This is a genomic window from Rhodobacter capsulatus (assembly GCF_005144475.1).
GTDB classification, from domain to species: domain Bacteria; phylum Pseudomonadota; class Alphaproteobacteria; order Rhodobacterales; family Rhodobacteraceae; genus Rhodobacter; species Rhodobacter capsulatus_C.
Map to the genome: position 1 here is coordinate 1 of NZ_SWJZ01000095.1, position 13,019 is coordinate 13,019.

Here is a 13,019-nt window from a genome sequence, read left to right on the forward strand (position 1 = left end):
CCCCCCCCCCCCCCCCCCCCCCCCCCCCCCCCCCCCCCCCCCCCCCCCCCCCCCCCCCCCCTGGGTCGCCGCGGCGTCAGCCGGGGCGACATCTTCCCGCCCCCCCCCGACGCAATGTGAAAATCTTTTACATACCCTCTTGACCCAGGCGCGCGCCTCCCCCACCTTCGCAATGTGAAAAGACTTCACATCCAACCCCGGAGGGTTCCATGACCTATACCACCGCCGCCAGCACCACGGGCCCCGAGCGCCCCGGCACGATCACCCGCATGCTCACCTGGCTTGACGAGCGCGGCCCGATGAGCTGGATCGTCGTGATGATCGGCTCGTTCATCTTCGCCGGCCCGCTCGGGCTTGTGGTGCTGGGCTTCATCCTGATGACCGGCCGCTTCAGCGGCAGAACCTGCCGCGCCCGCGCCGGGTTCACCCCCCGCTTCGCGCGCGGCTACGCCTTTCACGCCATGCGCCCGACCGGCAACGCCGCCTTCGACGCCTATCGCTCCGACATGCTGGCCCGGCTCGAACGCGAACAGGAAGAATTCGAATCCTTCCTGATCCGGCTGCGCGAGGCCCGCGACAAGGCCGAATTCGACCAATACATGGAAGAACGCGCCCGCGCCGCCGCGGCCGCCCCGGTGCCGGCAGACCGGCCCGCCGACCGGCAAGAGGCGGCGAACTGACCGCGCCCCGACACCTCCCCCCGACCCTGCCCGCCCCCCCGGGCGGGGTCATTGCCCGGCTTTCGAAGGAAATCCTTGGCGTGCCGCCCGCGCTTTGATAGCGTGGTCCTGCGTCGATCGCCTTCGACGCGTCAGCCCCCGTCTCTCATGCGCCATTCCCTTCCGCTTGCACCGCAATTCTATGTGACCGCTCCGCAGCCCTGCCCCTATCTGGACGGGCGGTCGGAGCGCAAGCTGTTCACCGCCCTGCAGGGCGAAGGCGCCGAGAAGCTGAACAATGCGCTGTCGCGCCAGGGCTTCCGGCGCTCGCAGAACGTGCTTTACCGCCCCTCCTGCGCCGATTGCTCGGCCTGTCTTTCGGCGCGCATCCGCGTCGCCGATTTCGAGCCCACCCGGACCCAGCGCAAGGTGCTCAACCGCAACACCCATCTCAAGCGCACCGCGACCAGCCCCTGGGCGACCGAGGAACAATTCGCGCTCTTCCGCCGCTACCTTGACGCGCGCCACGCCGATGGCGGCATGGCCGACATGGACATCTTCGAATTCGCCGCGATGATCGAGGAAACGCCGGTGAAGACCCGCGTCATCGAATATCGCGACGGCCGGGTGGAAACCGGGCCGCGGCCGCTGACCGCCGTCTGCCTGACCGATGTGCTCGATGACGGCGTCTCGATGGTCTACAGCTTTTACGACCCCGACCAGATCGACCTCAGCCTCGGCACGCATCTGATCCTTGACCACGTCGCGATCGCGAAACGCGCGGGGCTGCCTTACGTCTATCTGGGCTATTGGGTGCCCGGCTCGCGCAAGATGGGCTACAAGGCGAAATTCTCGGCGCTGGAAATCTTCAAGGCCGGGCGCTGGCAACCGCTTGGCGACCCCGAGGATCATTCGGGCGAGATTCACCCGCTCTCGGTCGATCCGATCGCCGAACAGGTCGCCCGAATCCAGCTGCCCGACATGCGCTAGGGCGAAAGCTGCCTTGCACTGCCCGCAGATGCGGCAGTTCGGCACAGGATCTTCCACCCAGACGCGAGCCCGCGTTCATCTGGTCATGTTTTCGGACCGATTTGCGCAATTTTCCTGCGCGACGTCTGGACAGAACCGGTCCGCGATGCCAGTTTGAGCGCCGGACCGGCCGGGCAACGACCCGGTCGGCATGACAAAACCAGACCGAAACAAACGGGAGGAGAACCCAATGGATCGTCGTTCATTTCTGACCAAGGCCGCGATCGGCGGCGCCGCCGCGACCACGCTGGCCACGCCCGCGCTGGCGCAATCGATGCCGAAAGTGACGTGGCGGCTGACCTCGTCCTTCCCGAAATCGCTCGACACGATCTTTGGCGGGGCCGAGGTGCTCTCGAAGATGGTGTCGGAAGCCTCCGACGGCAATTTCCAGATCCAGGTCTTCGCCGGCGGCGAGATCGTCCCCGGCCTGCAGGCCGCCGACGCCGCCGCCGCGGGCACCGTCGAGGCCTGCCACACGGTCGGCTATTACTACTGGGGCAAGGACCCGGCCTGGGCGCTGGGCGCGGCCGTGCCGTTCGGGCTCTCGGCCCGCGGCATGAACGCCTGGCAATACCACGGCGGCGGCATCGACCTTTACAACGAATTCCTCGCGACCCAGGGCCTGATCGGCTTCCCGGGCGGCAACACCGGCGCCCAGATGGGCGGCTGGTTCCGCAAGGAAATCAACACCGTCGCCGATCTGTCGGGGCTCAAGATGCGGGTCGGCGGCTTTGCCGGCAAGGTGATGGAGAAGCTCGGCCTCGTGCCGCAGCAGGTGGCGGGCGGCGACATCTATCCGGCGCTGGAAAAAGGCACGCTCGACGCGACCGAATGGGTCGGCCCCTATGACGACGAGAAGCTCGGCTTCTACAAGGTCGCGCCCTATTACTACTATCCCGGCTGGTGGGAAGGCGGCCCGACCGTCCACTTCATGTTCAACAAGGCCGCTTACGAGGGTCTGCCGAAAGCCTATCAGGCGCTGCTGCGCACCGCCTGCCAGGCCGAAGACGCCGACATGCTGCAGAAATACGACTACAAGAACCCGGTGGCGCTGAAATCGCTGGTGGCGAATGGCGCGCAGCTGCGTCCGTTCAGCCAGGAGATCCTGGAAGCCTGCTTCAACGCGGCGCAGGACGTCTATGCCGAGATGACCGCGACGAACCCGGGCTTCAAGAAGATCTACGACTCGATGGTGGCCTTCCGCGCCGACCACTACCTGTGGACGCAGGTGGCGGAATACAACTACGACACCTTCATGATGATCCAGCAGCGCAACGGCAAGATCTGAGCCCTTGCACCGCAAGGTCCGGCCCCGGGGGAAACCTCGGGGCCTTTTTCTTTTGCGCCCCCCGCCCTAGATTGACCGGATGAACACAGGAGACCCCATGCCCGGCATTCTGATCACCGGCGGCGCAAAGCGGATCGGCGCGGAAATGGCCCGCGGTTTCGCCGCGCGCGGCTTTCGCGTGATGCTGCATTACAACAGCTCGGCGACCGAGGCCGAGGCGCTGGCGGCGGAGCTGAACCACGCGGGCGAGATCTGCCGTCTGGTGCAGGGCGATCTGGCCGATGCGCAGGCCGTGCAGCGGATCTTCGACGCGGCGCAAGGCTTTCTGGGCCGGGTCGATGTGCTGTTGAACAACGCGTCGAACTTCATGAACGACGACATCTTCACGCTGTCGGACGCGAAGATGGACGCGCATTTCGCGGTGAACCTCAAGGCGCCGGTGGCGCTGGCGGCGCGGATGGCGGCGCAGGAGATGGGCGGCGGCGATGCGCTGGTGATCAACATGCTCGACAACAAGGTTCTGGCGCTGAACCCGGATTTCTTTTCCTACACGCTCTCGAAAGCGGCGCTTCATGCCGCGACCGAGATGCTGGCGATGCGCTTTGGCGGCTGCCCGCGGGTCAATGGCATCGCGCCTGCGATCACCCTCATTTCCGGCAAGCAGACCCCGGAGAATTTCGAGAAATCCAGCCGGATCAACCCTTTGGGCATTCAGGTGCAACCCGCCGACCTGCTGCGTCTGGCGCTTTACTTCTGGGACGCGAAGGGCGTGACGGGCGAGGTGATCGCGGTCGATGGCGGTCAGGCGTTGTGGCAGCTGCCGCGCGACGTGGCATTTCTGGTGAAAGAGGGACATGTGCATGGCTGATCTGATCATCCGCCTGGAAGAACTTGAAATCACGATGTTTCTGGGCATCCATGACTTCGAGCGCGCGCGCATGCAGCGCGTCCTCGTCTCGGCCGAGATCACCGTGACCGGCACCGACTGGCAGGCCGGGCGGTTCTTTGATTACGACCGCGTGGCGGAATTCATCCGCTCCTTCAACGGCGCGCGGATCGACACGCAGGAAGAGCTTGTCTCGCGCATTCATGCCTTCGTGCACGGACTCGAAGGTGTCGCCCATGCCGCGATTTCCTCGAAGAAACCCGATGTCTACCCGGATGCGAAAGCCGTCGGCGTGGTGCTGCGCGGCTGACCGGCCGCGTTGCGAGCGCCCCGCGGTTCTGCTACCCTGACGTCATCATCCCGAAAGGCCCCCCGATGTTCTACGTCATCGTTCTTTACATGCTGCTGTCGCTTGGCCTGCTGTTCGGCGCGGCGGAACTGGAACGCCGCGCCATCGTCGCGCGCCGTCGCGGCCCGAACGGCCGGGCGATGCTGCTCTCGCTGCTGATCTCGGCGCTGGCCTCGCTCGTCGTTCTGGTGATCGGCGGCTTTGCCGAGGGCTGGATCTACATCCTGCATATTCTGGGCGGCTCGATCCTGTATCACGGGCTGATGGGGATTTCGCTGGTGCACGGGCTGCAAGAGGTCTCGGCCCGCACCGCGCGCGACCGCCTGCCCGCCCGCGCCTGAGCCTTTCCGCTTGCGCCCCCGATCTTCGGGAGTAATCTGAGCCCAGTCAATCAGGGGGTCAGATCATGCGCAAGTCCACGGAAGACAAGGGTTTTCTGGATGATCTCCTGAGCCGGATGAGCCTGGCCGACAAGATCGGCCAGCTCAACTTTCCGCATGCGGCGGGCCTGCCCACCACCGGCGCGGCGGCGGGGGCCGATACCGAAACCCTGATCCGGCGCGGCCATCTGTGCGGCACTTCGGCGGGGGCGAATATCGCCGAGCGGCGGGTGCTGCAACGCATGGCGATCACGGAAAGCCCGCATGGCATTCCGCTGTTCTTCGCGCGCGACTGTCTGCAGCGCTACATCACCTGCGGGCCGATCCCGCTGGCGCTGTCCTGCTCCTGGGATCTCGACCTGATCACCCGCATCGCCGAAATGACCGCGCGCGAGGCCCGGGCCGATGGCGTCTCCCTCACCTGGGCGCCGATGCTCGATATCAGCTACGACGCGCGCTGGGGCCGGATCGCCGAAGGCCATGGCGAGCTGCCGCATCTGTGCGCCGCCATCGCGCGGGCGATCGTGACGGGGTATCAGGGCGCCGACGGCGACATGGCCCGGCCCGACCGGATGATGGCGACCTTGAAGCATTTCGCGGGCTACGGGCTTTCCATCGCCGGGCGCGATTATGCGGCGGTGGAGGCCAGCCCGGCCACGCTGATGCGGATCATGGAGCCGTTCAAATCGGGCGTGGCGGCGGGGGCCGGCGCGGTGATGGTGGCCTTTTCCGCGATCAACGACATTCCCGCCACCGCGCATCGGGTGCTGTTGCAAGACATCCTGCGGGATCGCTTCGGCTTTGACGGCATGATCGTCACCGATTTCACCGCCATCGACCCCGAGCTGATCCACCACGGCATCGCCGCCGACGCGCGCGAGGCCGCCTATCTCGCCTTCAAGGCCGGGGTGGCCGTCGATCTGGTTTCGGGCGCCTTCCTGCATCATCTGGCGGCGCTGGTCGAAGAGGGCAAGACCGCCCCCGCGGCGCGGCGCTGGGGCCCGGTGACGGAAGCCGAGATCACCGCCCGCTGCCACCAGGTTCTGCGCGCCAAGGAACGCCTTGGGCTGTTCGCCGATCCCTTCATGGGCCTGGACGAGGAACGGCGGGCCAAGGTGATCCGCGCCCCCGATCACATCGCCCTTGTCCGCGAGGCCGCCGCGAAGTCCCTGGTGCTTCTGAAGAACTCCGGGGTTCTGCCGCTCAAGCGCGGCGGTCGGCTGGCCCTGATCGGGCCTTTGGCCGAAGACCGGATCGACCTGCAGGGCACCTGGGCCATCGACGTGAACCCGATGGACAGCGTGACCATCGCCGAGGGGCTGAGCGCCGTCGCGGGCCCCGGAACACAGGTTCTGATCGCCAAGGGCTGTTCCATCGTCGAAGACCCGGCGCTGGCGGCGCGGCTGAATGTGCACAACCGCGCCCTGCCCTCGGTGCCGCCGGAAAGCCGGTCGCTCGACGAGATGCTGGCCGAGGCGCGCGAAGTGGCAAGCCAGGCCGATGCGATCGTGCTGGCGCTCGGCGAGGCGAAGGAACATTCCGGCGAAAGCTCGACGCGGCTCGACATCACGCTTCCCGGCGCGCAGCCGAGGCTTGTGCGCGAGATCGCCCGGGTCGCGAAAGCCCGCGCCATCCCCTTGATCCTGCTGGTGCTTTCGGGCCGTCCGCTGGCGCTGACCGAAGCCGCCGCGCTGGCCGATGCGCTGATCTGGACCGGCCATCCGGGCGCCGAGGGCGGCCCGGCCATCGCCGAAATCCTGTTTGGCGACCGCGCGCCGGAGGGGCGGCTGTCGATCTCGCTGCCCCGCCATGTCGGGCAACTGCCGCTGCGCATCGAAGACCTGCCCTCGGGCCGCCCGCAGGAGGGGCTTGGCGTCGATGTCTTTGGCGACAGTGAAACCGACGCGACGGGGCGGCATGTGTTTCGCAAATTCACCACCGCCTGCATTCTGGAAAGCCCGCATACGCCGCTGTTCCCGGCGGGCTTCGGGCTTGGCTACACAAGCTTCGCCTATGGCAAGCCGCAGCCCGGCGCGACCGAGCTGCAGGGCGCCGCGGCGGTGCTGGAGGTGACCATCGACGTCACCAACACCGGGGCGCGCACGGGCACGGAAACCGTGCAGCTTTACCTGCGCGATCCGGTCGCCGAGATCTCGCGGCCGCTGCGCGAGCTGAAAGGCTTTGCCCGGCTGACTTTGGCCCCCGGCGAGACCGGCACGGCGCGGTTCCGGCTGAGCGCGGCGGATCTGGAATATGACCGCGGCGCGGATCTTTCGCAGCTGCGCCGCGACTGGGAAGGCGGCGAATTCCGCCTCGGCCTCGGCCCGCATGCGCTTGAGACGCAAGAGATTTCCGTCCGGTGGACGAAATGAGGACGGGGCCGCTTCTGGACCGGATCCAATCCGAAACGCTGCGTTATTTCACCGAGTTTGCCCATCCCGTGTCGGGGATGGCGCGGGAAAGATACGGCGACGAGGGCTGGCTCGACACGGTGACGACCGGCGGCACCGGCTTTGGCCTGATGGCGCTGATCGTCGGGGCCGAGCGTGGGTTCATCGCCCGCGAGACGGCGTTGGCGCAGATCGACCGCACCCTTGCCCATCTGGAAGCCGCCCCCCGCCATCGCGGCGCCTTTCCGCATTGGATGCATGGCGCGACCGGCGCCACCATCGCCTTTTCGCCCCAGGACGACGGCGGCGACATCGTCGAAACCGCCTTTCTGATGATGGGACTTTTGACGGTCCGGCAATGGCTTGCGCCCTTTGCCCCGGCGCTGGCCGCCCGCATTCAGGCGTTGTGGTGGGCGGTCGATTGGGCGGGCTTCTGCCCGACGCCCGACCGGCTGCACTGGCATTGGAGCCCGACGCACGGCTTTGGGAAACTGGCGCTGATGGGCTGGCACGAGGGGCTGATCGCCTTCGTGCTTGGCGCGGGCTCGCCCACCCATCCGATCGCGCCCGAAGCCTATCGCGAGGGCTGGAAGCAAAGCCCCGGGTTCCGCAACGGCAACAGCTACCACCGCATCCGCCTGCCGCTCGGCCCCGCGCAGGGCGGGCCGCTCTTCTTCAGCCAGTATTCCTTTCTGGGCCTTGATCCGCGCGGGCTGGTCGAAGACGGCATCGATTATTTCGCGCAAAACCGCGCCCAGACCCGGATCAACCACGCCCATTGCGTGGAAAACCCCGGCAATTTCATGGGTTACGGCCCGTTCTGGGGGCTGACCGCCTGCGACGGCCCCGATGGTTACAACGCCTTTTCCCCCGCCAACGACCGGGGCGTGATCGCCCCCACCGCGGCGCTTTCGGCGGCTCCCTATCTGCCGCGCGCCAGCCTTGCGGCCGCCCGCGCCATGGCCGCGCGGCCCGAGCTTTGGGGACGCTTCGGCATGGTCGACGCCTTTGACGACACGCGCGGCTGGGTCGCGTCAAGCCATCTGGCGATCGATCAGGGACCGATCGTCGGCATGATCGAAAACGCCCGCACGGGGCTTTTGTGGCGGCTTTTCATGTCCGCCCCCGAGGTCAAGACCGGCCTGCGGCGGCTGGGCTTTTCAAGCCCGCACCTCGGCTGAGGCGACGCCCTCGCCCGCGATGATCTCGACCGTGCGGGTGAAAACGCCATGCGGCGTGCCGCCATTGCCGATGTCGATCAGGCCAAGATGCGCCAGCGGCCCCTTGAGCAGCGTCACGATCCGCGCCCGCGCCTCGGGGTCCAGCTGCGGCAGCGTGTCGTCCATCACCAGCCATTCCGGCCGATTGAGGATCACCCGCGCGAAACTCACGCAGTGCTTTTCGCTTTCCGACAGCAGCCGTTCCCAATGCTCGTCCACATCAAGGCTGGCCATCAGATGACCCAGCCCCACCGTCTGCAACGCCGCCTCGACCTCGGGACGGGGGAAATGCGCGGCGGAATGCGGATAGCCCAGCACGTCGATCAGCCGCCCCGGCGGCACATAGGCCCGCGTCGGCAGATACATCACCGCCCCCGCCTGCGGCATCGCGATGCGCCCCGCGCCGCGATCCCAAAGCCCCGCCAGCGTGCGGAACAGGATCGTCTTGCCCGAGCCCGAAGAGCCCTTGAGCAGCAGACGATCCCCGGGCGCCAGCCGGATCGGGTCTTCGGCCAGCCGGACCGAGACATAGGGCGTGACGATCGACAGCCCCTCGATCTCGACCCCGCCCTCGGCCCCGTCGCGGCGGATGCGGTCGGGCTGCGCGGCGCAGTCCTCGCGCGCCAGATCGCGCAGCGCCCGGTGAAAGGTCATCACCCGGTGCAAGATCGCCCGCCAGTTCGCAATCCCCGCGAAGTTGTTGATGAACCAGCGCAAAGCCCCCTGCACCTGGTTGAAGGCGCCGACCACCAGCATCAGCTCGCCGATCGTCATGTCGGTGCTGAAATAGAACGGCGCGGCCGCCAGGATCGGCGCCACCGTGTTGAACCAGCCCGAGCCCGCGGTGACCCAGGTCAGCCCGACCGTGGCGCGGATCACGCCATGGATCACCTCGACCAGCCGCGCGAAAGAGGCCTTGATCCGCCGCGCCTCGACCCGCTCGCCGCGTTCCAGCGTGATCGCCTCGGCGGCCTCGCTGACACGCACGATCTCGAAGCGGAAATCGGCCTCGCGCGCGGCGCGTTCGGCGCTCATCGCGACCAGCGGCCGGCCGACGCGCCAGCTCAGCCACGAGGCCAGCCCGGCATAGAAGAGCGCGCACCAGACCATGAAGCCCGGGATCTCGACGGCGCGGCCCAGGATCGAGACCGAAAGCCCGTCGGAATGGTGCCAAAGCACGCCGACGAAGGAAAACAGCAAAAGCCCCGCCTGAAACAGCCCGACACCCAGCGCCACCGACAGATCGGCCAGCCCGTCGACATCGGCCTGCAGCCGCTGGTCCGGGTTCTCGCCGATCCGCCCGGCGCGCGACAGCCGCAAAGCCTGGCCGGGCCGCATCCAGTCGTGCAACAGCGCGGTGAAAATGCCCCGCCGCAGCGTCAGCTTCAGCGTCTGATCCAGCCAGAGCTGGCCGACGTTCAGCGCCAGAAGCCCCCCCGCCAGCACGGCAAAAACCCCAAGCTGCACGACGAAGGCGGGAAAATCCTTGCGCGTCAGCGCGTCGTAAAACGGCTGGTTCCAGGCGTTGAGCAGGATCTGCGCCGCCGCGGTCACGGCGATCACCGCGACAAGCCCGCCGATCAGCCACAGGATGCGCCGCCCGCTGCGCACGGTGCGCAGGATGCGCCCCAGATCGGCCAGCTGCGTGAACAGGCCGGGAGTGGGATCGGTGTCGGTCGTCAGATCGGTCATGCCGGAACCTTGCTTGGGGCTGGCCTTACAGAACCGCCAAACCGCGCCGGGCGCAACCCGAGGCAAAGCGATTTTGCGTGAGGATCGGCGCGAACGGCAAACAGCCGGTTACCGCCCGGCCCGCCGCTTGCGCCGCGGCGCGCAAAAGCGGCGATCGGGCGCGGCGCCCCGCGCCAATGCGCCCCTTGCGCGGCCGCCGGACCGGGCCTAAAACCCGCGCGAAACGCTCAGGAGTTGCGCCATGACCGGAACCGCCTTCAAGAAACTCGCCCTTGTGACCGGCGCCTCGCGCGGGCTCGGCTTTGCCATCGCCGAGGAACTGGCGGCAGAGGGCTGGCACATCATGGCGGTGGCGCGCACCGTGGGCGGGCTGGAAGCGCTCGATGACGTCATTCAGGCCAGGGGCGGGTCGGCGACGCTGGCGCCTTTGGACATCACCAAGCCCGAGGAAATGGAGACGCTCGCGAACGGCATTCTGGGCCGCTGGGGCGGGCTGCAGCTCTGGATCCACACGGCGGTCCATGCCGCGCCGCTCTCGCCCGCCGCGCATTCCGATGCGAAGGACATGGAGAAGTCGGTGGCGACGAACCTGACCGGCACCGCGACGCTGATCCCGCTGATCGACCCGCTTTTGCGCGCGGGCGACGGCACCGCGGTCTTCTTCGAGGATGACCGCGCGGGCCAGCCCTATTTCGGCTCTTACGGCGCGACGAAGGCGGCGCAGATCGCGCTTGCCCGCAGCTATGCGGTCGAGGCGGCGAAGATCGGCCCGAAGGTGAAGATCGTCGCGCCGCGCCCGATGGCGACGGCGGTGCGGGCGCGCTTCTTCCCGTCCGAGGATCGCTCGCCGCTGATCGATTGCCGCGACGAGGCGAAACGGCTGCTGGCCGACCTCTGACAAAAGGGGGGCTCCGCCCCCCGCTGACGCTCCCCCCGGGATATTTGTGGCAAGATAAAGGGGCGTGATTTTATCTTGCCACAAATATCCCGGGGGTGAATTGGCCGAGAGGCCAAGAGGGGGCAGCGCCCCCTGCCCCGCAGGGTCCGGGCGAACCGGGTCCGCAAGGGCACACCTGCGCGCCAACTGCAGCACCTTGCTTGTTTGGCTGCGGCGCAGCGGCTAATCAGACAGAAACCGGGCAACGAGGGTCGCATGCGTATTCTGATCACCAATGACGACGGCATCAACGCGCCGGGGCTTTCGGTGCTCGAAGCGATCGCGGCCGAGCTGGCGGGCCCGGCAGGCGAGGTCTGGACCGTCGCCCCCGCCTTCGAGCAATCGGGCGTCGGTCATGCGATCAGCTACAACCGGCCGATGTCGATCGCCGAGCTGGGGCCGCGCCGCTATGCGGCCGAGGGCAGCCCGGCCGATTGCGTGCTGGCCGGTCTTTACGACGTGCTGACCGACGGGCGCCCGGATCTGGTGCTGTCGGGGGTCAACCGCGGCAACAACTCGGCCGAGAATGCGCTTTATTCCGGCACCCTTGGCGGGGCGATGGAGGCCGCGCTGCAGGGCATTCCGGCGATCGCGCTGAGCCAGTTCCTCGGCCCGGCCTGCCTTGGCCCCGGCCTTGACCCGTTCGAGGCGGCCCGCATGCATGGCCCGGCGCTGGTGCGCAAGATCTGGCAAAACGGCATCTGGGACGACGGCCCCTATCGCGTCTTTTACAACGTCAACTTCCCCCCCGTCCCCGCCGCCGCGGTCAAGGGCACGCGGGTCGCGGCGCAGGGCTACCGCACCGACAGTTTCTTCACCGTCGAACCGGCGGTCTCGCCGAATGGGCGGCGGTTTCTCTGGATCAAGGGCGGTCCGCAGCATGGCGCCACCGCGCCCGGCACCGATGCGATGGTGAACCTTGAGGGCTACATCGCCGTCACGCCGATGCGCGCCGATCTGACCGCGCATGACGTGCTGGCCGATCTCGAGGCGCGGCTGGCATGACCGAGGACGAGCGCGCCCGGATCACGATGCAGTTTCTTTACGCGCTGCGTTCGAAGGGCGTGACCGATGCCCGGATCCTCTCGGCGATGGAACGCATCGACCGCGGCGCCTTCGTGCGCGGCATCTTTGCCGAACGCGCCTATGAGGACATGCCGCTGCCGATCGCCTGCGGGCAGACGATTTCGCAACCCTCGGTCGTGGGGCTGATGACGCAGGCGCTTTCGGTGGGGCCGCGCGACCGGGTGCTCGAAATCGGCACCGGCTCGGGCTATCAGGCGGCGGTGCTCTCGCTTTTGTGCCGCCGCGTCTACACCGTCGATCGCCACCGCCGTCTGGTGCGCGAGGCGCAGGCGGTCTTCGAGGCGCTGTCGCTGCCCAACATCGTCGCGCTGGCCACCGATGGCTCGCGCGGGCTGCCCGATCAGGCGCCCTTCGACCGGATTCTGGTCACCGCCGCCGCCGAGGACCCGCCGGGGCCGCTGTTGTCGCAGCTGAAGATCGGCGGTATCATGGTGCTTCCGGTCGGCCAGTCCGACACCGTGCAAAGCCTGATCCGCGTGACCCGACTGGAAACCGGCTTCGATTACGAGGAGTTGCGCCCGGTGCGCTTCGTGCCGCTGGTCGAGGGCATGGCGGGCGACTGAGCCCGGGCGCCGCAGCCGGACAAAGACGCGACAGACGACAGACGCGACAAACGACAGACCGAACGAGGACGAGCGATGCAAGCCCCCCTTTCCCGCCGACTGATCCGCGTGCTGATGACCGGCGTCGCGCTGGCCGCCCTGGCCGGTTGCGGCAAGGACGGCAGTTTCGATGCCGACCTGCGCCATTTCGGCAAGACCGGCTTCGACACCACCGACGCCGTGCGGCAGGCCACGGCCGACCGCCCTGCCCCCGATGCGCGCGGGGTGATTTCCTATCCGAATTATCAGGTTGCCGTCGCGCGGCAGGGCGACAACGTCGGCTCGATCGCGTCGCGGCTGGGCCTCGATGCGGCCGAACTGGCGCGCTACAATGCGCTGGCGCCGAACACGCCCCTGGGCAAGAGCGAGGTTCTGGCCCTGCCCAAACGGGTCGGCGAACCGGCACCGGGCGCCGTCGCGGGCGGGGCCGCCGCCGCGGGCAGCGAGCGGATCGACATCACCTCGCTGGCGGGGGCCGCGATCGACCGCGCCGCCGTCAAC

The 13,019-nt window shown here is 67.9% G+C and carries 12 protein-coding genes and 1 pseudogene; 12 read left to right on the forward strand and 1 reads right to left on the reverse strand.

What is annotated here, in order from left to right; translation table 11 throughout:
• The first annotated feature begins 209 nt into the window (after positions 1-209).
• From FBT96_RS17550 to FBT96_RS17585, 8 genes are all read left to right on the forward strand, one after another.
• Positions 210-680: a DUF2852 domain-containing protein gene (locus FBT96_RS17550; RefSeq protein ID WP_136908945.1), complete on the forward strand. Its 471-nt coding sequence runs from the start codon at positions 210-212 to the stop codon at positions 678-680.
• A gap of 147 nt (positions 681-827) precedes the next feature.
• Positions 828-1,649, forward strand: a complete 822-nt coding sequence (locus FBT96_RS17555; protein ID WP_136908947.1) for an arginyltransferase — start codon at positions 828-830, stop codon at positions 1,647-1,649.
• 229 nt (positions 1,650-1,878) lie between these two features.
• Positions 1,879-2,976: a TRAP transporter substrate-binding protein gene (locus FBT96_RS17560; protein ID WP_136908949.1), complete on the forward strand. Its 1,098-nt coding sequence runs from the start codon at positions 1,879-1,881 to the stop codon at positions 2,974-2,976.
• 97 nt (positions 2,977-3,073) lie between these two features.
• On the forward strand, positions 3,074-3,844 hold the full coding sequence (locus FBT96_RS17565) for an SDR family oxidoreductase (protein ID WP_169583559.1): 771 nt from the start codon (positions 3,074-3,076) through the stop codon (positions 3,842-3,844).
• A complete protein-coding gene (locus FBT96_RS17570; protein ID WP_169583561.1) occupies positions 3,837-4,172 on the forward strand; it encodes a dihydroneopterin aldolase in 336 nt (111 codons plus the stop codon). The genes FBT96_RS17565 and FBT96_RS17570 overlap by 8 nt, the downstream gene beginning before the upstream one ends.
• Before the next feature lie 65 nt (positions 4,173-4,237).
• Complete coding sequence (locus tag FBT96_RS17575) at positions 4,238-4,552, forward strand: hypothetical protein (protein ID WP_136908956.1); 315 nt, start codon at positions 4,238-4,240, stop codon at positions 4,550-4,552.
• A gap of 65 nt (positions 4,553-4,617) precedes the next feature.
• On the forward strand, positions 4,618-6,963 hold the full coding sequence (locus FBT96_RS17580) for a glycoside hydrolase family 3 N-terminal domain-containing protein (protein ID WP_136908958.1): 2,346 nt from the start codon (positions 4,618-4,620) through the stop codon (positions 6,961-6,963).
• Positions 6,960-8,162, forward strand: coding sequence for a glucoamylase family protein (locus FBT96_RS17585; RefSeq protein WP_136908960.1), 1,203 nt, complete (start codon positions 6,960-6,962; stop codon positions 8,160-8,162). The genes FBT96_RS17580 and FBT96_RS17585 overlap by 4 nt, the downstream gene beginning before the upstream one ends.
• On the opposite strand, the gene FBT96_RS17590 is transcribed toward FBT96_RS17585, so the two are convergent.
• Positions 8,142-9,893 (reverse strand): ABC transporter ATP-binding protein/permease, encoded by a 1,752-nt coding sequence (locus FBT96_RS17590; RefSeq protein WP_136908962.1) that lies wholly within the window; start codon positions 9,891-9,893, stop codon positions 8,142-8,144. The two genes, FBT96_RS17585 and FBT96_RS17590, sit on opposite strands and share 21 nt — an antisense overlap.
• A 241-nt stretch (positions 9,894-10,134) precedes the next feature.
• Here FBT96_RS17590 and FBT96_RS17595 point away from each other — a divergent pair, with 241 nt between their 5' ends.
• From FBT96_RS17595 to FBT96_RS17610, 4 genes and pseudogenes are all read left to right on the forward strand, one after another.
• Positions 10,135-10,791, forward strand: coding sequence for an SDR family NAD(P)-dependent oxidoreductase (locus FBT96_RS17595; protein ID WP_136908964.1), 657 nt, complete (start codon positions 10,135-10,137; stop codon positions 10,789-10,791).
• Positions 10,792-11,046: 255 nt separating this feature from the next.
• Complete coding sequence (gene surE, locus FBT96_RS17600) at positions 11,047-11,835, forward strand: 5'/3'-nucleotidase SurE (RefSeq protein WP_136908966.1); 789 nt, start codon at positions 11,047-11,049, stop codon at positions 11,833-11,835.
• Positions 11,832-12,479: a protein-L-isoaspartate(D-aspartate) O-methyltransferase gene (locus FBT96_RS17605; protein ID WP_136908968.1), complete on the forward strand. Its 648-nt coding sequence runs from the start codon at positions 11,832-11,834 to the stop codon at positions 12,477-12,479. Before surE ends, FBT96_RS17605 begins: the two co-directional genes overlap by 4 nt.
• Positions 12,480-12,554: 75 nt before the next feature.
• A pseudogene (locus FBT96_RS17610) lies at positions 12,555-13,019 on the forward strand (peptidase M23); the annotation flags it as partial.

What these genes read in the sequence shown, in the direction of transcription:
- FBT96_RS17605 (WP_136908968.1), top strand. Translation starts at nt 11,832, where the DNA reads ATGACCGAGGACGAGCGCGCCCGGATCACGATGCAGTTTCTTTACGCG.
- FBT96_RS17585 (WP_136908960.1), top strand. Translation starts at nt 6,960, where the DNA reads ATGAGGACGGGGCCGCTTCTGGACCGGATCCAATCCGAAACGCTGCGT.
- FBT96_RS17560 (WP_136908949.1), top strand. Translation starts at nt 1,879, where the DNA reads ATGGATCGTCGTTCATTTCTGACCAAGGCCGCGATCGGCGGCGCCGCC.
- FBT96_RS17580 (WP_136908958.1), top strand. Translation starts at nt 4,618, where the DNA reads ATGCGCAAGTCCACGGAAGACAAGGGTTTTCTGGATGATCTCCTGAGC.
- FBT96_RS17565 (WP_169583559.1), top strand. Translation starts at nt 3,074, where the DNA reads ATGCCCGGCATTCTGATCACCGGCGGCGCAAAGCGGATCGGCGCGGAA.
- FBT96_RS17555 (WP_136908947.1), top strand. Translation starts at nt 828, where the DNA reads ATGCGCCATTCCCTTCCGCTTGCACCGCAATTCTATGTGACCGCTCCG.
- FBT96_RS17595 (WP_136908964.1), top strand. Translation starts at nt 10,135, where the DNA reads ATGACCGGAACCGCCTTCAAGAAACTCGCCCTTGTGACCGGCGCCTCG.
- FBT96_RS17575 (WP_136908956.1), top strand. Translation starts at nt 4,238, where the DNA reads ATGTTCTACGTCATCGTTCTTTACATGCTGCTGTCGCTTGGCCTGCTG.
- FBT96_RS17590 (WP_136908962.1), bottom strand. Translation starts at nt 9,893, where the DNA reads ATGACCGATCTGACGACCGACACCGATCCCACTCCCGGCCTGTTCACG.
- surE (WP_136908966.1), top strand. Translation starts at nt 11,047, where the DNA reads ATGCGTATTCTGATCACCAATGACGACGGCATCAACGCGCCGGGGCTT.
- FBT96_RS17550 (WP_136908945.1), top strand. Translation starts at nt 210, where the DNA reads ATGACCTATACCACCGCCGCCAGCACCACGGGCCCCGAGCGCCCCGGC.
- FBT96_RS17570 (WP_169583561.1), top strand. Translation starts at nt 3,837, where the DNA reads ATGGCTGATCTGATCATCCGCCTGGAAGAACTTGAAATCACGATGTTT.